Genomic DNA, 22,261 nt, shown 5'->3' on the forward strand with positions numbered 1-22,261 from the left:
CCGTTCAGCTAATATCGCCCACATGGCTTGGCCCGTGAGAGCGCAAGACGGCGCGCTTCTGGATTGAGATCTGACGCCGTAAAAGGCGCCGGCCTCCATCCTCGCAGGGAGGATGGAGGCCGACAAATATTACCACTTGAAGTTGAGTGTCGCGCCAAATTCCCGCGGGTTCGTGACGTTCACGAGACGATATCCCGAGTCCAGCGTCCCTCCGGGGGTTTGCGTCGGCGTGATGGCATTGCCCAGCGAGGTATTGGTGATCCGCTTCTGGTTCAGAAGGTTGCGCGCAAATGCGGTGACTTCCCACTTGCTGTCCGGTCCACGCAGACCAACGAACAGGTTCAGCAGTTCGCGGTCCTGATAGTCGAAGTTCGCCAAAGTGGACGTGAAGCCAGGCCGGTAGGTGAACAACGCCCGAACGAACGGCGTATATTCGCCGACCGGGAAGCGCAGTTCCGTGTTAGCGGTCAAGCTGAAGTCAGGAGTCTCGGCAAGGCGCCCGCTGGAGCGGCAGTAGCTGACATTGCCATTACCCGTGATCACCGCCGTGCCATTCTGGTTCGGAACACCCGAACCGTCGAAGTCATTACACGGCAGCAGGGCGTCGCTGTAGCGAGCGCGGGTATAGGACGCCGCAACACCCAGGTCCCAGGTGTCGATAAAGCGGGCGTCGATGGATGCTTCGATGCCCTTTACCTTTGCGTCGCCATTGTAGTTGAAGTCAAAGCTGCCGTTAGTCGGTTCACCCGGCTGGATTGGATCGCCAGAAGCAGAGCAGGAACCTGCTTGTTCAGGGCAATTATACTGGATACCCGTGAAGCGGCCGAGGAAGCCGTCGAACTTCTGATAGAAAGCGGCGACGGCATAGTTGACCCGTCGGTCCAACAACGAACCCTTCATGCCGACTTCAAAGGAGTCCGTTTTCTCGCCTCGAGTCGAGATAAGATCGTCGCTGATCCCGGCCGGAACCGCGACGCCGGTGCTTCCGGCGCGAAACGCGCGGCCATAGGCGGCATAGACATTTAGATCGTCATTTACGGCGAAGTTGACAGTCAGGCCCCCGGTAAGCGGCTTGTTCGTGCGCTTTTGAAGAGATGCGGGGATGATTTCCGTCGGTCCGATAACCGGAGGCAAGGCGGCGAAGAACGGGTGCGCTCCGAAGAAAACGGTCTGTTGGGTTGTTTGATTGGCCTTGATGATCGAATAGCGCAACCCGCCTTCGATCGTTAGCGGCCCGGTCTTGTAGCGGAGATTGCCAGCAAAAGACCAAGTCTGCGTATCGACGGGAACGACTACCCGGACGCCAATGGGGACGGTGTTGGGCGCAGAAAAGCCAGGACCAATAGGAATTAAAGCATCCGGTCCCAGGAAAGGTGCAATGAAGCTGTCAGCGCGTTGATCGACGACGGTCGTGCCAGTCTGTTTGGTGAAGAAGGCGCTGACGCCACCGCCCAGACCTTCATCATTATTCGTCTGCCAGCGCAGTTCCGCAGTATCGACCTTGTAAGGTGTGACGACATTCGACGCGGCTATATAGCCAGGGACTGAATTGCCGGGGTCAAGATCACGATTGATCGTCAACTTGCTATATTGATGTGCGCCCACGAACGAAACAGTTGAGCCGCCCAGATCGTAGTCAAACGCCAGGTTGATCAAGTGCGTCAGATTCCGGTTGCGGAAACCGCCTTCAGCTACGGCGCCATAATCCGACACGCCAAGCGCCGGACCAGAACGGGCCGGGTTGAATGCAAACGGGGTGTTGCCCGTGCCGACGACTTGCTGGAACTGGGTGTTATCGGCATGCAGATACTGGTATGTCAGATACGCGCTGAACGCATCGCTCGGACGCCAGCCCAGCGTCGCGCGAACGCTTTCGGTGTTGCTTTGCGACCGTTCGTCCAGCGTGACATTCTTCACATTGTTAATGCGGTTGCCATCGACGACAGCTGCGACACGTAGCGCCAGCTGATCATTGAAGGGCAGGGACACGCCGCCTTGTACGTTATAGCCTGCGCGGCTCGTCGCGGTTGCCTGGGCATAGCCTTCGACCGCATCGAAATTGGGACGGCGCGTACGAATGGTAATGGAGCCGGCCGGAGCGGACAGGCCCCGCAACAGGCCCTGAGGGCCGCGCAGCACTTCGATCTGCTCGATGTCGTATATGGCGGTATAGGCAGTCTGAGCGTCGGTCGGAATTTCGTTGTAATAGACGCGAACCGCTGGCGCAGTGCCCTGATCCGGGTCGAAGGAAACACCGCGCAAAGTCGTCGTGTTGTTGCGGCCGGTCGTGTTGGTCAGTTCAAGACCAGGCGCAAGTTGCTGGACGTCCTTTGCGTCGAATATATTGAATTTCTCTAGCTGCTCACCAGTCGCGACGTTCACAGACATGGGAACGTCCTGGAGCTTTTCCTCGCGTCGTGTTGCGGTGACGATGATGTCGCTGTTGCTGGCTTCGGCCCCGGCTTGTGCATAAGCGACACCCGGTGCGGCGAAAGCAGAGACGCTGGCGCACAGAAGCGCCATGCGCGATACGCGCTCAATTTGCATTGATATCCTCCCCAGAGGTATGTGTTCAGATAAACGGCTCTCGTGGTTTTTGGGCCGTTCGCTAAGACTATATCGGGAATTCTGACGCACGCAAATATTTTTCTGAACGGTTGCGTGCGAAATGCGACTTTTTCTGGCGCATTTCCCACGCAGATGCCCTCAGCGTCCGTTCGACGAAATCCCGCGCCGCTACATGAGCGAGGGGAGATGCAAAACGCCGCCACAGAATAGAGCGGTTAGTCGGCGCGCATGATCGTGAAGCTGTACTGGATCGACGCTGTCGCTGGGCAATGCCTGAAAGAAGCGCCTGTGCGATTCCGACAGGATCAGACTGGTGAGCGCCTCTGCCGCAAAAGCCACATCCTGATCCGGCAAAATCGCCTGATCCACCAGTGACTGTAGAAAGTTGGCCAGAGGATCAAGGTAGCGCCGCACGACCACCTGCTCGATATGAGGTCGAGCATCTTCCATGAAGGATGGGTGCAGCATCAACAACCGGCGCATGGCGGTGGCATGGGGTTCGCACACTTCGGCCAGGCATGTCTCGACGAATGACAGCAGACTCTCTTGCCAATGGGCCCGCGGCGGCACGCTCATCGGCTGAAGTCCGAAAGTCAGCATCTGCCGCACGACCGCAGCAAACAGCGCAGATTTGTTGGGATAGTGGGCATACACGGTCTTTCGCGACAATCCGGAAGCAGCGATGATCGTGTTCATCGTCAGGCTGGGGCCGTGTTCCACCAGCATTCGCATGGCCGTTTCGACAAGGCGCTGCTCGACGTCGCCGCTTTCCTCGCGGCGGGGGCGGCCTGGGCGTCGTGCTGGCGGGCGATCGGTCATCAACAGGCTCATGGCAAAAAAATGCGCCCCTGAAAATAAACATTCTTGTTTCTTTTAGTGTCTGCGCTATCCGGGTGTTCAATCGCCATGACTGGAGTTAGTCGCTTGCCGTATTCTGGCCCGCGCTCCTATTCACTTTTGTTTTGTGTCGCACTGTGCGGCTGCGCGCCGTCGATAAAGCTGGCGCAGCCCCAGCTTGCGCTGCCCCCAAGTTTTGAGGCTGCGTCAAGCCTTGCCGTTCCGGACGGAATGGACCGATGGTGGGATCGGTTCGACGATCCGCAACTTTCGACGCTAATTGACGAGGCACTGACGAACGGCACCGACGCGCGTTCTGCCTATTTCCGCTTGCGGGAGGCGCGCGCTATTCGCGACCAGTCGCTTTCGCAGCGATCACCGACCGGCGCCATTAGTGGAACGGCCAAGGTGCAGGACGGCCGCCAGTTATCCGGGTTGGATTTGTTCGGCTCGACCGCGCGGGCCGATAGTCAGTCGCTGGCGTTTAGCCCCAGTTGGGAAATTGACCTGTTCGGACGACTTGGCGCGATCGGAGAGGGGGCTCGCGCGACTTACGTTGCGGCGGCCTACGATTATCATGGCGCACGGATCAGCCTTGCCGCTGATGTCGCGAGCGCATTGTTCGACGCGCGCGGACTGGCGGTGCAACGCGATGATGCGCAAGAGGTGCTAAGGATCGCGCGAGATCTGGCGCGAGCGTCTGAACTTGCCCTGAGTCACGGTCTGGTGGCGGCCAGCGAAACTGCACGGCTGGAAGGCGATGTTGCGTCTGCGCAGGCGGAGCTGACGCGGATCGAAACGGCATTGCGAAATGCGAAGCGCTCGCTGTTGGTACTTGTGGGCCGACCGGATGCGCCGACCGACAGCCTGTCCATCGACGCGCGGCTCCACGCGCCGCCGCTGGTGCCCACATTATTGCCTGCGACGCTGCTGACCCGCAGGCCCGACATATTGGCTGCGGCAGCTCGTCTGGCTGCGGCAGCTAGCGCGGTGAAGGTCGATCGGCTGGCGCTGTTCCCGCGCTTCACCCTACAGGGCAACGGTAGCATTAGCCGGACGTCCGGCGCATTTGGCGGCATATCGGCGCTATGGTCCTTGGGCGCGGGGCTTGGCCTGCCGGTGCTGGATCGCACCCGCCTGATGGCGCAATTGCGCGCGACACAGGCGCAAGGAGAGCAAGCGGTCGTCAGCTACGAAGCGGCGGTGCAAGCGGCGTTTCGCGACGCTGACATCGCGCTCGCGCTTGTCGCGGCCGACGGTACGCGCCTGCGAGACCTGATCAGGGCAGAGGAGCGGGCGCGCTTTGCATTCGATGCTGGGCGCAAAGGCTATGATGCGGGGCTGACCGACCTGACGACGCTGCTCCAGTCCGAACAGACTTGGCGAACGGCGCGCAGGGCGCTGACCAACGCGCGGACCCAAGCGCTCAATAATGTCGTCAGCGCGTTTCGCGCCTTGGGCGGGGGCTGGAATCCCGATGAACCTGCCACCGCGCCCAACCAGGCTGCTGTCATTCTACCTATTCAGTTAAAGGAAAAGCCGTGACTTTCAAGCTGCATCCCATTGCGATGGCGCTTCCCGTCGCGCTGCTGCTTGCCGCGTGCGGCGGCGGTGAAGAGGGCGCGAAGGAACCGCCTCCCCCCACGGTCACCGTCGCGCGGGTTGAACAGCGCACGCTCGACGGCGGACTCAGCGCGTCGGGCCGTCTGATCCCGCGAGAGGAAGTGGCGGTCGCCCCGGAACTGTCCGGTTACCGAATCGCGCGCGTGTTGGTGGAAGAAGATGCGCGGGTCGGTGCGGGGCAGGTGCTGGCGGTGCTGGACGACACGCTGCTCCGGTCCCAGATCGATCAGGCGCGCGCGCAACTCAGTCAGCAGCAGGTGGCTTATGAAAAGGCCGGGATGGAGGCGGGTCGCGTTGCTGAACTCGACAACCAGGGCGTCATCTCGCAGGAAGCTATAGACCAGCGGCGGATCGCCGCCAGGTCCGCACAGGCCGCAGTGGGCGTCGCTAAAGCACAGCTTGATGACTTGCTGACACGGCAGCGCCGCCTGATCATTCGCTCGCCTGTCGCCGGGCGGGTGCTTCAACGTTCCGCGCGACCGGGCGAACCCTCCGCATCCGGCACCGTGCTGTTCACGATCGCGCGCGATGATCTGGTGGAACTGGATGCAGAAGTCGCTGAAGCAGCAATGGGAACATTGGCAATTGGTGATCCCGCAGTGGTCACGCTGGCATCGGGCGCCAAGGTGAACGGCAAGGTGCGTCTGCTCGGCGCGCGGGTTGATAATCAGACCGGCCTGTCCCGCGCCCGCATTGCGCTGCCGGTCAATCCCGATCTGCGGCCAGGTGGATTTGCCAAGGCCAGCTTCGTGAAGGCAAGCGCCGCAGTACTCACTGCCCCTGAGAAGGCAGTCCATTATGATACCGACGGCGCCTATATGCTGCTGTTGGACAAAGGTGATCGCGTTCGCCGCGTTACCGTCCGGACAGGACGGCGTGCCGCCGGCATGGTGGAGATATTGAGCGGCGCAGAGGCGGGCGCCAGAGCGGTAGCGGGCGGTGGCGCCTTCCTGTTGGAAGGTGACCGGGTTCGGATTGCGTCGAGCGGGAGGCCGTAGTCATGCGCATTTCTGCCTGGGCCATCCGTAATCCGATACCGGTAGTGTCGCTTTTCATCCTGCTGACAATCGCCGGGATCGTTGCTTATGTGGGACTGCCCATCAAGCAGTTCCCAAACGTGAACTTCCCCGTGGTCAGCGTGACGGTCACGCAAAATGGCGCTGCGCCCAGCGAAGTTGAAAATCAGATCACACGGCCCATCGAAAATGCCCTGAGCGGCTCTGTTGCAAACATGGGGCACGGCCGCGCGGCGTCACCCAGTTGGGGGATTAGGCAGCATTGGCGAAATGCTTATTGAGCATAATCATGGTTTCGGTCAGGGCCGAGGGTCCAATTCCGAATGCTCTTTCAACCAGGCGCACCTCCCCCATGATACCTGGCTGCAGGCACCATGCCTGGGCCTGTCCTTTGCGTAGGGCGCGCATGACCTCGAAGCCCTTGATCGTGGCGTAGGCCGTTGGCATCGACTTGAAGCCACGTACCGGCTTGATCAGCATCTTCAGCTTGCCGTGGTCGGCCTCGAGCACGTTGTTCAGATATTTCACCTGCCGGTGCTCGGTTTCCGCCGCCAGTTTGCCTTCGCGTTTCAGCTCAGCGATTGCTGCGCCGTAGCTGGGTGCCTTGTCGGTATTGAGTTTGGCCGGCTTTTCCCAGTCCTTCAGGCCACGAAGAGCTTTGCCCAGAAAGCGCTTCGCCGCTTTGGCGCTGCGTGTCGATGACAGATAGAAATCAATCGTGTCGCCCCGTTTGTCGACCGCCCGGTACAGGTAGGTCCATTTGCCCCGCACCTTTACGTAGGTCTCATCCAGACGCCAGCTCGGATCAAAGCCGCGCCGCCAGAACCAGCGGAGACGCTTCTCCATCTCCGGCGCGTAGCGCTGCACCCAGCGATAGATCGTCGTATGATCGACATCGATCCCACGCTCGGACAGCATTTCCTCGAGATCACGGTAGCTGATGCCGTATCGACAATACCAGCGCACCGCCCATAGGATGACCTCGCCGGTAAAATGCCGTCCTTTGAAATCGTTCATCGCAACTGACCTTGACAGTACATGAGCCCAATCTTGGAAACCGTGTCAGAGTTTGCAACAGAGCCCTTCGATCTGCTGGATGTCGTACAGAGCGGTATAGACGGTCTGAGCGTCGGTCGGGATTTCGTTGTAATAGACCTGGACGGCCGGGCTGGTGCCCTGGTCGGGGTCAAACGACACGCCGCGCAGCGTGGTGGTGTTGTTCCGGCCGCTGTTGTTGGTCAGTTCCAGGCCCGGTGCAAGCTGCTGCACATCCTTGGCGTCAAAGATGTTGAACTTCTGGAGCTGCTCGCCGGTCGCGACGTTGACGGTCATCGGCACCGACTGAAGCGAGCGGGCCTCGCGGGTCGCGGTGACGATGATTTCGTTCGATTCGTCGCCTTCGATGCCGGCGCTGTCCTGCGCCCAAGCTGCCGCCGGTACAATCAGCGCGGCGCCGCACAACAATGCGGCAAAACTATTCGCCTTTTTCATGACGTCCTTTCCTTCGACCTGAGGGATCACCCCCGCAATGGCGAAGGCCGCTAACGGCGCAGCGGAGGGCGTGCAATCCTTAGACGCCATGGGGAAGGCATTTTCGCACGATATCGTGCTTTATTGGCAACAGTCCGGCCAACCGCCTTGCGATTCCACGTGCCCGATACGGCTTGTGTCTGCGCAAATGCTTTTCCACCTGCCATCGCGCCCCTGCCAATGCGCTGGACTTGTGGCCTGACGTTATAGGCGGGGGAAGGCGCCCGGACATCCATCCCCCTTGTTATTAGAACGATCTGGTGCGATTAAGCGGGATTGTCGGAGGGGAGCTTTATGACGGACAGCCGCAAGACGATTTTTCTGACCGGCGCGACCGGCAACATGGGTCGCGAGGCGGTCAAGCGCATCGCCGCAAGGAATGACCAGCTGCGCCTGCGCATATTGGTGCGGCCAGAGGAAAAGGCGCATCCTGTCGTCAAGGATGTTCAGCGGCGCGGCCTGGCGGAGATCGTCTGGGGTGACTTGACCGACGCGGCGTCCATTCGGGACGGCGTAGCGGGCGCCGACGTCGTTCTGCACGTCGGCGGGCTTGTGTCGCCGGCGTGCGACAGCATGCCTCCTGAACTTGTGACGCAGGTGAATGTCGGCGGCGCGCAGAATATCGTCGATGCCATCCACGCCGTCGGCGATCCCCGGCAAACGCGCCTCATCTACATCGGCACCGTGGCTGAAACAGGCAGCCGGAACGCGCCCGTTCAGTGGGGACGCACCGGCGATCCCATCAAGATCAGCGCCTATGACCATTATGCCGTCACCAAGACGCAGGCCGAGGCGATCGTGGCGCAGAGCGGCATCACCCATTGGGCCTCCCTGCGGCAGAGCGGCATGGCCCATTACCAGATGTGGAAGATTTTCGATCCGATCATGTTCCACAATCCGATCAACGGCGTGTTCGAATGGTCGACGGCCAATGACAGTGGCCGCTTGATGGCGGCGGTGTGCAGCGACGATGTGCCGGACGCTTTCTGGCGCGGTTTCTACAATATCGGGGGTGGCGCGACATCGCGGGTCGTCAATCATGAATTCATGGAAAGGACGATGCCCACCTATCGCAAGGTGCTGAAACCGCACTGGTTTGCAACCCGCAACTTCCATGGCCAATGGTATGCGGATTCCGACCGGCTGGAACAACTGGTGCCCTTCCGCGAACAGTCGCTCCAGGACTATTTCCAGGAAGCGCCCCGGCACATGCCGTGGATCGCGCGGATGATTCCCAAGCTGATGCCGGGCGTCATATCGAAGCAGATCGAAAAGCTCGCCAATGCGCCCGAAGGGTCGCTCTATTGGTTCGCGAACAATGACGAAGCCAAGATCCGCGCCTATTTCGGATCGCGCGCAGCGTGGGAGGCGATTCCGCGCAACTGGGACGATTTCCGTTTCACGCAACCTTCGCGCGAACCCACCCTGCTGGACCACGGCTATGACGAAACCCGCGCGCCGGAGGACTGGCGGATCGAGGATCTGAGGGCCGCTGCCGAATATCGCGGAGGCCAATGCCTTGCCGCGTCCTGCGACGGCCCGGATGTGCCCGTGGAGTGGCAGTCGGCGGCGGGGCATCGCTTCACCATGACGCCGCGCCTGTATCTTCGGGGCGGCCATTGGTGCCCCACCACCATGATCGACCCTGCCAGCTACGACGCAGAGGCCACGCGCAATCCCTTCTTCGCGCAAGTATGGAGCGATGCGGCAGGTTGAACGGTCCCGGCGTCAGCCGGCCGGAACCTTCACTCTCGTCGTCACCCGCGTCAGCGGATAGCGCTTGCCCTTCCACACGAAATCGCCCGGCAGGTTCGCAGGCCGGGTGATTTCCGCGGTGAGCGTCCCACCCGACAGGCGATAACGAACGCTGACCGGCCCGTGAGGCGTCGCAGCCGTAGCCGACAGGCGCTTGAGCGATCCAGGCGCAGGCTCCACCTTCAAGCGCGCATAGCCGGGTGCGTCCGGGCCAATCCCGGCCACGATGCCCAGCAGGTCCGCGGTGGGATGTGCGCTCCATGCGTGGCTGTCGGAGCGGGTCGATTGCTTTTCCCCGCCCTGCCCAGCGCCGTCCCGCTCCTCTGGCCAGGTGGTGTAATTCATCGCCAGCAGGTCGCGCCATGTCTGGAGCAGGCTGACATATCGGTCGGCCTGACCCGCATGGACCAGCGCCTGCGCCAGATACCAGGCGAAATAATAGCTGACCTGCGTCACGCCATCGGGCGCGCCGATGCCCTTGCCCGGGGCGATGATCCGATCGATGATCCCGCCAGCTTCATCGCGGCTCGCCACATCGTAGAGGATGGCCAAGGCGTTCATATGCTGGCTGAACCGGTCGCCATCGGGATTGTCGGCGTAAAGCCCACGCGCAGGCGCCCAGCAGTGTTTCCGAACGGCGGCCTTCAACGCCTCTGCGCGCTGGGCGTAGCGCTGCGCGACGTCCTTGTCGCCGAACGACGTCTCGATCTGCGCGCCCTGCTGCAACGCCCCAAGCCAGCTGACGCTCATCAGGCAGCTTTCACCCGACTTGCCATAGGAGGGAAAAATGGTCCGATCGGTTGCGGGCTGCCCAACCCAATCGATGAAATTCCACTGGGGGTTCTTGCCCAACAGGCCGCTGGGACGGCGATAGGTTTCGAACCAGTCCAGTATCTGGCGCATCCTGCCGATATTGCGGACGATGGGCGCCGGATCGGATTGACGCAGCCGCCAGTCGTCCAGCATGCCCACCCACAGCAGCGCGAAGGGCGCGATCACATTGTTGCCGCGCGTCGGCCACGCGCTTTCGATCAGGCCGCCATCGACATTGGATCCGGCATAGGCGTCGATCGCCTGCTCGGCCAGGCGCGGGTCACCCGACACGGCGTAGGAAATCAGCATCTGCAGGCGGGTATCGCCGACATATTGAAGCTGCTCCCAATAGGCTGTGTCCATGTAGGTTTCATGGGCATCGATCCGGGCGGTGCGCCAACCCACATCGAAAATCTGTTTCAGTTGAGGATCTTCGCTTTCGAACCTGCCGATCTGCTTGAAGGGATAGCCGGTTTCAAACGCCCGCATCCCTTCCAGCACCAGCGGCTGATCCTTTGTCTCCACCGTTATTTCGGCATAGCGCCACGTCCGCCACCACAGGGGCGCGAAGCTGCGTTTCTCGCCGTCGGCGACGAAACTGTCCCAGATGCCGATGGGCTTGCGATCCTCGATCAGGTCGCGATCGCCCTTGCGGAAATTGGCGTCATAAAGCGCTTCGGCCCACAGCAGCTTGATCGTCGCGCCCTTGCCGCCGGAAACGTCCAGCTGCGGATAGGCCGAAACCATCGCGTCCCGTTGCAGCAGCAAGGTCGCCTTGCTGTTCGGGGCGATGGTGATCGCACGCGCGGGAAAGCCCCTGGCGGCGGGCAAATCGGTGCGGACGACCTTGCCGGGGGCGACGGGCGTGTAAAGCTGCTGCGGCAAGCGGTCGGGAACCAGCGTCCGTTTCGCCGCGTCCGGCGCAGCCACGGCATCCTGCCAGCCTTGCCCCGTTTCCTGCGGACCAGCGGCATTGAAATCCGCTTTCGCTGCATCAATCGTCTCGGGATTGCTCGCGACATAATACCAGCGTTTGACCTGCCGCCAGCCATTGCCAAAGCCACGGCCCTGATCGCGCTTGACGCGCCAGCCGGGCTGATCGGTCGAGATCGCCGCCGCTCCACCCTCGCCGATCAGGCGAAAGCCCGTGGCGACGCTCTGCTGGAACAGGGGCGCTGTATTGGTGAACAATGAAGCACCCTGCGCCGCCGAAATCTGTTCCGGCGTCGGATTGTCGGGCAGCTTCAGCGGCTGCACGCCGTTCCATACCGTCGCCGCGATGACATTCCGGCCCCGCTTCAGATAGGGGGCAAGATCGATGCTCTCTTCACGCCAATGGTCGATATCGCCGGCCGATGGCCCGGCCGCAACGCGCGATCCATTCACCATCAGAATGAAGCGGTTATCCGCAGTCACTCGCACCGGATAGCTGCGCGGTTTGGCGGACAGGGCGACTGTACGGCGAAAGTGCAGCACGACCGGCCGGGCGGTCGGCCCCGCTTCGGCATGACTGATCCAGCCCTGGCTGGCGACGGGTTGCGCGATAGCGGCGGGGCTTCCGGCCAGCATCAACGATCCGGCTATCAATATACTGCCACGCATCATTTTTCCTCCGACGCAAGAGCGCGGGCCAGCGCGGCGTCCAGCGTCGCATTGAATTGTTGGGAGACAGCGGCCCGAGGCGCGAAAAACTGGAAGCCATGAAAAGCGCCGGGGACGACCAGAAGCTCGGTCGGCACGCCCGCATTGACGAGGCGGCGGGCGAATTCGATATCCTCTTCGGCGAAGAGATCGACGGACCCAACACCGATAAAGGTCGGCGGCAGTCCCTTCAGGTTGGCGACGCGCGCCGGGACGGACCCGGCAGGTTGGGTCGCTGCGCCAGCTTCACGGCCCAGCAGCGCCGTCCAGCCTTGCTTGTTGGACTTGGCCGTCCAGATCAGCTGTCCGATATGGGGCGGCACGGGACGCGATGAACCGGTGCGGTCGTCCAGCATCGGATATACCAGCGCCTGATAGGCGACGGGAACTTCACCGCGATCGCGGGCGGCAATCGTCAACATCGCCGCCAGGCCACCGCCCGCGCTTTCGCCCATCACGACGATCCTGGCGGGGTCGGCGCCCAGCGCGGCTGCATTGCCGTGCAGCCATTTCAGCCCCGCATAGGCATCCTCCAGCGGTCCGGGAAAGCGCGTCGCGGGTGCAAGGCGATATTGAACGGTCACGATCACGCAGTTCAGCCGCTCCGCCATCGCCTTGAGCGCGTGCAGATTTTGGCGCGCATCCCCGGCGACAAAGCCGCCGCCATGGATGAAATAGATCACGCCGCGCGGCGACGCCTCTGCGGTTCCGGCATTCACTATATAGAGTGGAACTGACGGATGTCCGCGCGATCCGGGCGCGTGCCGCTCCTCGACGCCAGCGGGCAGGGCTGCCGGCTTTGATGGAACGGATTGGATCCCCTTCCCTTGCGCCTTCAATATGGCGCGCGCCACTGGCCGCAGCTCCGGGTTGACCGGCGCCAGACCGGCCTCGGATATGGTCGATGGGGGCGCCATGGCAAGCAAGGCAAACGACGCGATCGCCGTGGCAGCGGCACGCAGCATCAACGGCGCGCCTCCAACCGCGCGGGGCCTGACCAACCGGCTGGCGCCGGTTTCAGCTTCTTGTATGTCGGGTCCTTGGGGTCGATCATGCCATTATGCGGCACGTTCGCCACCGCGACGCTAAGGTCGTTCTTCCCGGCCCGCAGCAGGCCAGTCACATCGACGCGGAACGGTGCGCTGAACAGCGGCGGGAGGCTCTGGCCATTTACCGTCACCGTGGCGATGTCATGCACCTGCCCCAGGTCGAGCACAAGTTTCGTCCCCTTCGTCAGCCAGCCCGCATCGACATTGATCGACCGGCTGTAGGTGCCAGAACCAGCAAAGCGTGTCAGTTCAGGAACCTGTTGCCAATCTTTCAGCGTTGTCGATCCGAAATCATGGACATAAGGCTTGCGCGCCGCATGGCCATCCACGCGCAACCGCCACCCGTCGGCGGGCAGCGCCATGCTGTCGACGGCGACTGGAGTAGTGATCGTTTCCGGCTGCGTTTCAGGGTCCAGCACCAACAGGGCGCTTTCCCCGGCGGACAGGGTTAGCGGGGCCTCTGTCGCCTGCCCCACAGCCTTGGCCGAAACGGGCGCGATACTGCCATCCAACGCGTCCCAGCGCGTCACGCCGCCCATGCCCGGAAGCGCCACGGCAACCTGACGCTGCGCTTCGCCCCGGTTGTGAACGAAAGTGACCGTGCGTCCGTCGATGCGCCGCTGAACAAACACCAGATCGGCGGCATCGCCGGTGAAGCGCAGGTTGGCCGGGATCGCCGCCGTCCGCAGGTTGTCGGTGACCGACGCCGCGGGAACGATCTTCGCCCCCGCCTTCAACGCGGCGGCCACTGCCTTCCTCACGCGGGCATCGCGGCTGCGCGCCTGCGCCAAACCTTCGTCCCTGCTGGGCGCATGATCGGTGAAGAACACCGGCAGGCCAGCCTTGGCGAAACGGGCGATCGTTTCGGCGGTATCGGCGCGGATGCCATCTATCGGGGGCAGCACCAGCACCGGATAACGCTGGCCGCCCTTTGCCACGAGCTGCTTCTTCTCGACACGGGCGTTGGCAATTGAATCCGGGTTTATCCGGTCGAAATCATAGCCTCCCGCCAGGAACGCCTTTTCCGCCTCCTGCTTGGCCGCGCCCTTGTCCTCGATACCGACATAATAGCCGTAGCGGCCATAAAAATAAGCAACCGGCACCACCGCTTCGCCCGCCTGCATCACCGACTGAAGCCGTCCGATATAGGCGGCGAGCGGCTTGACCGCTGGCCAGATCGGATTGCTCTCATTGATCATGCTGGAAAAGCCGCCGGCGAAGGGGCTGGGCTGGAAAGCGTGCCAGCCGGGCCAATCCTCGGCATGGAAGCGGTAATTATAGCCATGCAGGATCATCGAGTTGACCCCGCCAGCCATCATCACATCGACCCTGCGCCGCATTTCGCTGGGGGTCACGTCAAAGGGACGGTCCTTCCAGACAAGGCTTTCCGCCGACACGATCGGACGGCCATAGAGATGCGCGCCCGATCGGGCGAACCGCATGAACAGGGGATCGCCCTCATGGGGAAGATCCTCGGTCTCGGGAATATCCGCTAGGCCATAGCCACGGATGATGTCGAAAGCGCCGCCATGGGCCTGGAACTTGGCTTTCAGGCCCATGGCGTGGTTCCACCCGACGAACGGCTGGATGAACCCTTCGATCATCATGTCGGAAACGGTGCGGCGGTAATCGGTACGCACCCGTTCGCCCAGGCCATTGCCCTGCGCATCGAAATAGGGCGGCGACCAATGCTCGTTCCACGCCTGCATCCATCCCGGCTGCACGACAAAGGGCAGATAGGGCGTCAAATCATATCCGCGTCTTTTCTTGAATTCATTCAGTAGTTCAGGCCCCCACTGAATGTCCTGCATCAGTTCAAGGCTATCGACGAACGTCGACCTAATCCCGGCGGGATCCTTGCCCAGCGGATCGCCGACCCGCTCCGCGTGCGCCGCAAAGGCTTTGGGGTTCATATGATCCAGGATCAGCTGTGGCCCCTGCCCTGCCGCGCCCAGCACGCCCATGTCGGCGGCATATTGGCGGAACACCAGAACCTGCCAGTCGCCCGGCGGAGGCGTCCAGTCCAGCGTGCCGTCATCGCGCAGCTTGTCCGTCAACAAAATGCTGGTTGACGGATCCAGCGTGCCTGGAGTCACGACATCTCGCCACGGCGTCAGCGTCACACCCATGGCGCCGGGCGCCGATGGCTTGAGTGTTGGCGCGCCGCCCTTCACCGCAACCACGGCAACGGTACGCGCGCGCGCATCAAGGCGCTGGCTCCAATCGGCAACCTTGGGATCCTTGACCCGCGCGTCCAGGAAGTTGAGCGCGCCCAGCCTTCGGGTGCGCTTGGGAATGGTCACCTTGACCGGCCCCGCTTCGCCGCCTTTGACTTCGGTGCGGGCCATCGTCAGTTCGGTGAAGGCCAGTTCGGGCGGAATGGTAAAACCGCCGCCCGACGGCCAGGACGAACCAAGCGTATAGTCAAGGCTCAGGCCCAGCGACTTCGCGGTTTCCGCCGCGGTACGGACATGGCCGAAGAAGGACGGCTCGGCATATTGGTTGACCCGCAGCTTCTCGTCAGGCGTCAGCGTCACGAAATTGGGCGTGAAGGACTGTATCTCCGCGCCCGCAAAACCCGTGTCCGCCATAAGCTTGATCTCGCGGCGCAATTCTTCGTCCGTTACCGCATCACCCGGCCACCACCAGCGCAGCCGCGGACGCGCCTCCATCGGCGGGGCGCGAAAACCGTCCTCCAGGGGCCCCGCCACGGCGGGCGCGTTCGTCAGGCCAAGCATGGCCGTTGCCGCCAGCAGGCAGCTTCTCATGATCTGCTTCCTGTTCATGGCTCAGGGCTTCCGAACGAAGCGGTTCATTCTTACCGTGCCGGTCAGCACGGGATCCGCGGCGGAGGCGCCCACCTCGACCCGGACCTCCCCGGCGGGCAGCACCCAACGCTGCGCCTTGGCATCGAAATCAGCCAGCACGCGCAGGTCAGCGGTGACCGTGACCTCCTTGCTCTCGCCGGGTTTCAGGTCGGGCTTGGCCCAGCCGATCAGGCGCTTGGCCTTGCCTGGTCGCGTGACATAAACCTGTGGGACATCGGCGCCAGCACGTGCGCCACTGTTCGACACCGTAAAGCGCACGGTCAGCGTCTTGCCCCCTGTCGCCTTCAGATCATCGTACCGAAACTGCGTATAGCTGAGCCCGTAGCCGAAGGGGAAAAGCGGCTTCAGGCCCTTTTTGTCAAACCAGCGATACCCGGCGTCTGAACCTTCCGGATAATGAATATCAAACGGTTTCGTACCTGCCTGAATGCCATAGATCGCACGCGTTTCCTTGTCCGCTGGCGGCGCGTCCGAGCCAGGAAGCACCGGGTTGGGCAGTTGATCCACGGAAGCCGGGAAGGTGACCGGCAAATGGCCGGAAGGGTTGACCTCGCCCGCCAGGACGCGGGCAATCGCCGCCCCGCCCCGCTGGCCGCCATACCATGCGGACAATATGGCGGGCACCTTGTTCAGCCAGGGCATCAGCACCGGATTGCCTGTTTCCAGCACCACGATCGTCTTGCCGTTCGCGCTCGCTACCGCGTCGATCAATTCATCCTGCCCTTCGCCCAGCGACAGGTCCAGATGATCGACCGCTTCAGTGCTGTATTTTTCGGCAAAGACGATCACGACATCCGCGCCCTTGGCAGCCGTTGCTGCGGCCGCTGCATCCTTCCCGTCAAGATAGCTGACAGTGGCGCCGGGAAACTCTGCCCGCAGTGCATCCAGGGGAGCAGTGCCGACATAGCCGCGCCGGGCGAAACCCGCGGCCGGGCCACTTTCGGCGCCTTTTGTCACGCGCTTCAACCCGCCCACGGGATTGACCTGGCTCGATCCGCCGCCCCCGGGGACGCCGACGTCCGCATTTCCGCCTACCACAAGGATCTTCTTCGCGGTTGTCGCAAGCGGCAGAATGCCGCCTTCATTGCGCAGCAGGACAATGCCTTGTTCCGCTGCGCGTTGCGCCACTTCAGCATGAGCATCATAGTCGATCGTCTGGCCCGGCTGGAGCGGATGATCGGCTACGCCATGCGCATAAATAGCATAGAGGACCCGCCCCGCAGCCTTATCAACGGCCGATTGCGGAATCTTGCCATCCTCAACAGCCTTGACCAGAAGGTCGGAAAAATAAGGCTTGCCATCAAGCTGCTCGCCGGATTGCTGGTCGAGACCGGCCAGGATCGCTTCCGTCGAATGGACCGCCCCCCAGTCGGACATGACGAAACCCTTGAAGCCCCAATCCCGGCGCAGCACATCGTTCAGCAGAAATGGATGCTCGCAGCTGTAAAGGCCCCCGACGCGATTATAAGCGCACATCACCGAACCGGGATTGCCCTTTTCAATGCCGATCTGGAAGGCGAGCAGATCGCTTTCCCGCATTGATGCTTCGTCCATTTCGACCGAAGCAACGTTCCGGCCCGTTTCTTGGTCATTCAGCGCGAAATGCTTGATCGTCCCGATGATGGAGTTCGATTGCACGCCGTCAATCTGACCACCGACCAGTTCGCCAGCAAGCACGGGGTCTTCGCCAAGATATTCGAAATTACGGCCCGCCCGAGGATCCCGGATAAGGTTGACGCCGCCCACCAGCATGACGTTGAAGCCCTTGGCCCTGGCTTCCGATCCGATCATTGCCCCACCGGCACGCGCGAGTTCCGGGTCCCAGCTTGACGCCAGCGACAACCCGGACGGCAAAGCGGTCGCAACATCGCCCTTGCGCATTTCCATCAAGTTCGAGACGCCCAGGCTGGCGTCGCTTTCCACCAGCATGGGCACGCCAAGGCGTTCGACCCCACGAATGAACCCCGCGCCTATAGCAACGTCCTTGGGCCGCTTGGAAGCCGCAAGGAGCATGGGCATCGGACCGTGGAGAAGGCCGATCTTTTCCTCTTGAGTCATTTTCGCAAGCGTTTCGGCCGCGCGCCGTTCGGCCGTCCGCGCATCAGTTTTCGCTTGTCCGGCCAAGGGAGTCAGCATCGTGCACATCGCCGCAAGGCACAAAAGCGATGATGATTTTTTCATGATACTGAGACCCTCTCCAACCGTGGACATATTCGAATTTTTGCCGAGGTTTTTATATACGGGACCATATGCGGCGTCAATATTCGACCGATATCGTTCGATTGATTTCGGAACGACCATTGCGTCCTGTGCAGGCTTAAGCCAGAGGTAGCATTATGTCTGCAACAAAGACCGAAAATGCCTTCACGCCCAAGCGCGGCCGGCCTAATGCGAAGCAGGTCGCAGCGATTGATCAGGCGATCCTATCGACTGCAACCCGCATGTTCCTGGAGTCGGGCTATGATGCCGTGGCGATGGAAAACATCGCCACGGCGACCGGCGTGTCAAAGGGAACCCTTTATGCACGCTATCCTTCAAAAGAAGCGTTGTTCATGAAGGTCATAAAGGCGCGGGTTGATGGCTGGGCCATCATATCCTCGCATGAAGACCATCTGCTGACCGACGATATCGGCGAGCGGCTGCGCCATCACGCGCGCACCATCGCCCGGTCGTTGTTGCAGACGGAAGTCCGCGCCTTCGGCAGGCTGACACTTGCTCATCGCGAACGCTTTCCGGAACTTGCCAAGGCTTTGTACGAGTCGGGCTATCTGTATATCGTCCAGCTGATAAAGCGCGATATGGAGGAAGCCGGAACACGGGACGGCATGCCCCCTCGCGATGCGGATGGCGCGGCCCGAATGCTGGTATCGGCGCTTGCAGGATGGGAAATGCAGGAAAGCGGCGCGGGCCCAATCTCGGAAAGCGAAATGCTCAAAGCCGCCGACAGGGCAGTGGATCTTTTTATGGCGGCCCGGTCCAGTTGGTGACTTGATTTTAGAACGACATCGTGCGATATAGCACGGGCTATAACGGAGGATTTCTGGAATGCGCTTTTTGATTTTTGCAACAGCAGCTCTGGCCATTGCGACGCCCGCACTTGCGCAGGACGCCGCGAACCCGTCATCTGCCGCCGCGACAGCCAAGTTCAGCACCGCGGAAACCGATCTGGGCACCTTGCTCGACAATCCCGCCGCCAAGGCAGTGGTTGAAAAGCATATCCCTGGCCTGACCACCAATGATCAGATCGAAATGGCACGTGGCATGACGCTGAAGGCGATCCAGCAATATGCTGGTGACGAAGTTACCGATGCTCGCCTGGCTGCGATCGACGCGGATCTGGCGAAGCTGCCCTAAAGCTCAAAGCATTGGATCTTAAAGGAAAGGGCGCGAAAGCGCCCTTTCCTATTTGTGCAGAATTTAGATTTCGGGATTGCATACCGACAACCCCCTCGGACAGCCCGGCTCTTGAATAGCCTGGTTTGTCTTACCCGTCCGCGTTTTTGACAAGCCCTGGAGGCCAGCGGAGTCGCCAATCACCCTTTCGGTTCCATCCCGCCATCGCCTCTGCCAGCGCGCTAACAGCGCATATCGTCACATCGTGGCTCGACTGCTCCGGAAACAAGAAAGGCCGACATGAAGCCGGCCCGTCAATGTTACACTAGCCAGGCGGCGTTTGGCCCACGCGTTCGACTCAAGATGCCGGGAACGGATCATCATCGCCCGGTTCGCGCGGCGTCACAAAGCGCGCTGCTCTGGGAGAAATCCAGCGTTCAATGCCTTCCACGATCTCGTAGATCACCGGCACGAAGATCAGCGACAAAGCTGTGGACGTAATCAGTCCGCCGATAACGGCGAGCGCCATCGGCTGACGGAACTCCGAACCCTCACCAATTCCCAGCGCGGTGGGAAGCATGCCCGCGGCCATTGCGACCGTCGTCATGACAATCGGCCTTGCGCGTTCGCGGCACGCATTGCGCAAGGCTTCGGTCATCGGCACACCCGCCCGCTCCTCCTCAATCGCAAATTCCACGAGCAGGATCGAATTTTTGGCACATAGCCCCAGCAACATCAGCAGGCCGATCATGGCAGGCAGGTCCAGCGTCTTGCCGAACAGAACCAGTGCAGCAAAAGCGCCAAGCAGTGACAAGGGAAGCGCAGCCAGAATCACCACTGGCTTGAAGAAACCCTTGAACAACAGGACGAGCACCGAAAATGTAAGGCCGATGCCTGCTGCGATGGCCATCATGAAGCCGCCGAACAGTTCTGCGATCGCTTCGGAATCGCCCTCTTTCGCCTGTTGCACGCCATCGGGAAGATTGCGCATCACCGGAAGCGCGGCGACTTCCTCCAGCGCCTGTCCCAATGTCCGCCCCGCGATGAGATCGGCTTCCACCGAGACGCGCCTTTCCCGATCATAACGGACGATCTTGCCGGGACCTGCCTTGAACTGAATATCGGCGACAGCCGCCAACGGCGTCGTCTTTCCGTCGATGGTCGGAACCCGCAGACTGGCGATAGATTCCAGATCCTGCCGCGATTGTTCGGGTAAGCGGACGCGTATCGGCACACGCTCGTCGCCGTCCGAATATTTCGCGACACTGGCATCGATATCGCCAATGGTTGCAACTCGCAGGACCTGCGCCAGCGTACGGCTATCCACGTTTAGGCGAGCAGCTTCTTCAGGACGCGGCGTCACGATCAGTTCGGGGCCAGCAGGCGGCGGGGCCGGTCGTGGATCGGAGATCGATGGCACACGGCGCATCTGGCGCAGCAACTCGATCTGCGTACGCTCCAGCGCCTGCCCATCTTCCCCAGCCAGCACAATGTTCACCGATGCCGAACCGAATGAGCCTTGGTTGGACAGCCGGATATCTGGCACGTCGCGTAATTTGGGCCTTATGATCTGGCGAAACTCATCTGTAGTGACGTCCCTGTGCTTCTTCAGCACGACCGTCAATGTCCCCGATCTAAGGTCGTCACCGTCGCTAAATCCCCCGGACGTTGATCCGACCTGCGCAAAGACGCGCTCCACAGCAGGTTCGGACAGCAGCAGCCGGGTGGCCCCGTTCACAGCGCGATCCATGTCGTCGCGCGTCGCACCGGGCGGGCCCTGAACAGCGATGTAAAGATAGCCGGGATTGCCGATGGGCTGGAAACCGATAGGTGTCGTACTTGCGAGCAGCAAGGACAAGAGGAATATCCCTGCGCCGATCGCCATCGTCATCCATCGATGCGCGAGGGCCCAATTCAGGATTCGGCCATATACCGGATTAACCGGCCGCTTTTCCCGATGCGTCCTGTCCTTCAGCGGCACCAGGAAATAAGCCGCCATCAGCGGCGTAAGAAGACGCGCGACGACCAGAGAAAAAAGAACTGCCACGGCGACGGTAAGACCGAATTCGCGGAAAAACTGCCCCGCTTGTCCGGGAATCAGGGATACGGGCGCGAACACAGCAATAATCGTCGCAGTCGTAGCCATGACGGCCAGCCCGATGGAATCAGCGCCGATCAGTGCGGCGCGGTAGGGACTTTCGCCCGCCTCGATCCGCTTTTCGATATTCTCGACTTCCACGATTGCGTCGTCGACCAGAATGCCGATCACCAATGTCAACGCCAGCAGCGTGATGCTGTTGAGGCTGAAGCCCATTGCCGTCATCGCCACAAATGTCGGGATCAGTGACAGCGGCATGGCAACGGCGGCGATGAATGTCGCACGCCAGTTGCGCAGGAAGAGATAGACGACGAGAACGGCGAGGAAAATTCCCTCGATCAGCACATGCTGGGTCGAAGCGAAGCTGCGCCGCGTGGAATCCACGGTGGAAACCAGCTTGGTGAAGGTTACGCCGCGATGATCCGCCTGTAGCTGCGCGATAGCCGCGAGGGCGCGATCCTCGACGCTGATGTCGCTCGCATCGCGCGTCTTGCTGATCTGGATGGCCGTGACCGGCCTTCCGTCCAACCGCGCGAAGCTCCGCTTCTCCGCCGCCCCGTCGCCAATCTCGGCAATGTCGGACAAACGCACGTAGCGGCCCTGCACCGGGATCGAAAGGGCGCGTAACCGGTCTATCGTTGCGGATGATCCCAATACGCGGATCGTCTGTTCGACCGCGCCTACATCCGCGCGGCCGCCTGGATCATCGCTGCCGAACGCGGCGAGCGCGTTGTTCACCTGGGGCGCGGTGACGCCGAGCGCCGCCATACGTTGCGGGTCGAGCACGACATTGATTTCCCGCTCTGCGCCGCCGATCCGTCGAACCTGCGCCACGCCCTGTTGGGCCTGCAAGGCGCGCGTTACGACCTTGTCGATAAAGCGGGACAATTCCGTGTCACCCATGGCGGGAGCGGTAACCGCATAGGTCAGGATGGGCGCACTATCGATGTCCAGTCGTTGCACCAGCGGCGGATCAATGCCTGGCGGCAATTCCACGCGAACGCGTTCCACTGCCGTCCGGACATCGTCAGTCGCCTTCTGCATGTCGCTATGAAGTTCGAACTCTACCGTGGTCGTGGACGATCCGAGCACCGCAGTCGAACTGATATGCTTGACGCCCGCAACCCCGCTCAGGGGGCTCTGTTGCAAACTCTGACACGGTTTCCAAGA

At 61.6% G+C, this 22,261-nt stretch carries 15 protein-coding genes and 1 pseudogene; 7 read left to right on the forward strand and 9 right to left on the reverse strand.

Features of this window, described 5'->3' with window-relative positions; genetic code table 11:
* Positions 1–129: 129 nt before the first annotated feature.
* Both B6S01_RS14770 and B6S01_RS14775 read right to left on the reverse strand, forming a co-directional pair.
* Complete coding sequence (locus B6S01_RS14770; protein ID WP_062793087.1) at positions 130–2,547, reverse strand: TonB-dependent receptor; 2,418 nt, start codon at positions 2,545–2,547, stop codon at positions 130–132.
* A 189-nt stretch (positions 2,548–2,736) separates the two neighbouring features.
* Positions 2,737–3,264 (reverse strand): TetR/AcrR family transcriptional regulator, encoded by a 528-nt coding sequence (locus B6S01_RS14775; protein WP_234810802.1) that lies wholly within the window; start codon positions 3,262–3,264, stop codon positions 2,737–2,739.
* A gap of 15 nt (positions 3,265–3,279) precedes the next feature.
* Between B6S01_RS14775 and B6S01_RS21645 the strand changes: the two genes are divergently transcribed.
* The 4 genes and pseudogenes from B6S01_RS21645 to B6S01_RS14790 all read left to right on the forward strand — a co-directional run.
* Complete coding sequence (locus B6S01_RS21645) at positions 3,280–3,420, forward strand: hypothetical protein (RefSeq protein WP_234810803.1); 141 nt, start codon at positions 3,280–3,282, stop codon at positions 3,418–3,420.
* A 54-nt stretch (positions 3,421–3,474) separates the two neighbouring features.
* On the forward strand, positions 3,475–4,950 hold the full coding sequence (locus tag B6S01_RS14780) for an efflux transporter outer membrane subunit (RefSeq protein WP_081570476.1): 1,476 nt from the start codon (positions 3,475–3,477) through the stop codon (positions 4,948–4,950).
* A complete protein-coding gene (locus B6S01_RS14785) occupies positions 4,947–6,026 on the forward strand; it encodes an efflux RND transporter periplasmic adaptor subunit (protein WP_062793082.1) in 1,080 nt (359 codons plus the stop codon). Before B6S01_RS14780 ends, B6S01_RS14785 begins: the two co-directional genes overlap by 4 nt.
* A gap of 2 nt (positions 6,027–6,028) precedes the next feature.
* A pseudogene (locus tag B6S01_RS14790) lies at positions 6,029–6,262 on the forward strand (efflux RND transporter permease subunit); the annotation flags it as partial.
* Between the two features lie 34 nt (positions 6,263–6,296).
* Here B6S01_RS14790 and B6S01_RS14795 read toward each other — a convergent pair.
* Together B6S01_RS14795 and B6S01_RS14800 are read right to left on the reverse strand one after the other, a co-directional pair.
* The gene (locus tag B6S01_RS14795) at positions 6,297–7,061 is read right to left on the reverse strand and encodes an IS6 family transposase (RefSeq protein ID WP_006949122.1); all 765 of its coding nucleotides are present in this window, start codon (positions 7,059–7,061) and stop codon (positions 6,297–6,299) included.
* A 45-nt stretch (positions 7,062–7,106) separates the two neighbouring features.
* Positions 7,107–7,535 carry a TonB-dependent receptor plug domain-containing protein gene (locus B6S01_RS14800; RefSeq protein WP_157704841.1) on the reverse strand — a complete coding sequence of 143 codons (429 nt, stop codon included), beginning with the start codon at positions 7,533–7,535 and terminating at the stop codon, positions 7,107–7,109.
* 333 nt (positions 7,536–7,868) lie between these two features.
* Here B6S01_RS14800 and B6S01_RS14805 point away from each other — a divergent pair, with 333 nt between their 5' ends.
* Positions 7,869–9,290 carry an NAD-dependent epimerase/dehydratase family protein gene (locus B6S01_RS14805; protein ID WP_062793193.1) on the forward strand — a complete coding sequence of 474 codons (1,422 nt, stop codon included), beginning with the start codon at positions 7,869–7,871 and terminating at the stop codon, positions 9,288–9,290.
* A gap of 12 nt (positions 9,291–9,302) precedes the next feature.
* Here the strand turns inward: B6S01_RS14805 and B6S01_RS14810 are convergent, their stop codons facing one another.
* The 4 genes from B6S01_RS14810 to B6S01_RS14825 are packed head-to-tail and all read right to left on the reverse strand — an operon-like array spanning position 9,303 to position 17,796.
* The gene (locus tag B6S01_RS14810; protein WP_062793194.1) at positions 9,303–11,747 is read right to left on the reverse strand and encodes an alpha-L-rhamnosidase-related protein; all 2,445 of its coding nucleotides are present in this window, start codon (positions 11,745–11,747) and stop codon (positions 9,303–9,305) included.
* Positions 11,744–12,748: an alpha/beta hydrolase gene (locus B6S01_RS14815; RefSeq protein WP_094182652.1), complete on the reverse strand. Its 1,005-nt coding sequence runs from the start codon at positions 12,746–12,748 to the stop codon at positions 11,744–11,746. The genes B6S01_RS14810 and B6S01_RS14815 overlap by 4 nt, the downstream gene beginning before the upstream one ends.
* Positions 12,748–15,600: a glycosyl hydrolase gene (locus B6S01_RS14820; RefSeq protein WP_169802890.1), complete on the reverse strand. Its 2,853-nt coding sequence runs from the start codon at positions 15,598–15,600 to the stop codon at positions 12,748–12,750. Before B6S01_RS14820 ends, B6S01_RS14815 begins: the two co-directional genes overlap by 1 nt.
* Positions 15,601–15,621: 21 nt before the next feature.
* A complete protein-coding gene (locus B6S01_RS14825; RefSeq protein WP_234810804.1) occupies positions 15,622–17,796 on the reverse strand; it encodes a glycoside hydrolase family 3 C-terminal domain-containing protein in 2,175 nt (724 codons plus the stop codon).
* A 200-nt stretch (positions 17,797–17,996) separates the two neighbouring features.
* Between B6S01_RS14825 and B6S01_RS14830 the strand changes: the two genes are divergently transcribed.
* Both B6S01_RS14830 and B6S01_RS14835 read left to right on the forward strand, forming a co-directional pair.
* A complete protein-coding gene (locus B6S01_RS14830) occupies positions 17,997–18,647 on the forward strand; it encodes a TetR/AcrR family transcriptional regulator (protein ID WP_062793198.1) in 651 nt (216 codons plus the stop codon).
* 58 nt (positions 18,648–18,705) lie between these two features.
* On the forward strand, positions 18,706–19,014 hold the full coding sequence (locus B6S01_RS14835; RefSeq protein WP_062793200.1) for a hypothetical protein: 309 nt from the start codon (positions 18,706–18,708) through the stop codon (positions 19,012–19,014).
* 337 nt (positions 19,015–19,351) lie between these two features.
* On the opposite strand, the gene B6S01_RS14840 is transcribed toward B6S01_RS14835, so the two are convergent.
* On the reverse strand, positions 19,352–22,240 hold the full coding sequence (locus B6S01_RS14840; protein ID WP_081570478.1) for an efflux RND transporter permease subunit: 2,889 nt from the start codon (positions 22,238–22,240) through the stop codon (positions 19,352–19,354).
* Positions 22,241–22,261: the final 21 nt, after the last annotated feature.

Origin of the sequence: Sphingobium herbicidovorans, assembly GCF_002080435.1 — a bacterium.
Taxonomy (GTDB): Bacteria; Pseudomonadota; Alphaproteobacteria; order Sphingomonadales; family Sphingomonadaceae; genus Sphingobium; species Sphingobium herbicidovorans.

Coding starts and splice junctions, on each gene's coding strand:
- B6S01_RS14770 (WP_062793087.1), bottom strand. CDS start 2,547: ATGCAAATTGAGCGCGTATCGCGCATGGCGCTTCTGTGCGCCAGCGTC.
- B6S01_RS14775 (WP_234810802.1), bottom strand. CDS start 3,264: ATGAACACGATCATCGCTGCTTCCGGATTGTCGCGAAAGACCGTGTAT.
- B6S01_RS14780 (WP_081570476.1), top strand. CDS start 3,475: ATGACTGGAGTTAGTCGCTTGCCGTATTCTGGCCCGCGCTCCTATTCA.
- B6S01_RS14795 (WP_006949122.1), bottom strand. CDS start 7,061: ATGAACGATTTCAAAGGACGGCATTTTACCGGCGAGGTCATCCTATGG.
- B6S01_RS14800 (WP_157704841.1), bottom strand. CDS start 7,535: ATGAAAAAGGCGAATAGTTTTGCCGCATTGTTGTGCGGCGCCGCGCTG.
- B6S01_RS14805 (WP_062793193.1), top strand. CDS start 7,869: ATGACGGACAGCCGCAAGACGATTTTTCTGACCGGCGCGACCGGCAAC.
- B6S01_RS14810 (WP_062793194.1), bottom strand. CDS start 11,747: ATGATGCGTGGCAGTATATTGATAGCCGGATCGTTGATGCTGGCCGGA.
- B6S01_RS14815 (WP_094182652.1), bottom strand. CDS start 12,748: ATGCTGCGTGCCGCTGCCACGGCGATCGCGTCGTTTGCCTTGCTTGCC.
- B6S01_RS14820 (WP_169802890.1), bottom strand. CDS start 15,600: ATGAGAAGCTGCCTGCTGGCGGCAACGGCCATGCTTGGCCTGACGAAC.
- B6S01_RS14825 (WP_234810804.1), bottom strand. CDS start 17,796: ATGCTGACTCCCTTGGCCGGACAAGCGAAAACTGATGCGCGGACGGCC.
- B6S01_RS14830 (WP_062793198.1), top strand. CDS start 17,997: ATGTCTGCAACAAAGACCGAAAATGCCTTCACGCCCAAGCGCGGCCGG.
- B6S01_RS14835 (WP_062793200.1), top strand. CDS start 18,706: ATGCGCTTTTTGATTTTTGCAACAGCAGCTCTGGCCATTGCGACGCCC.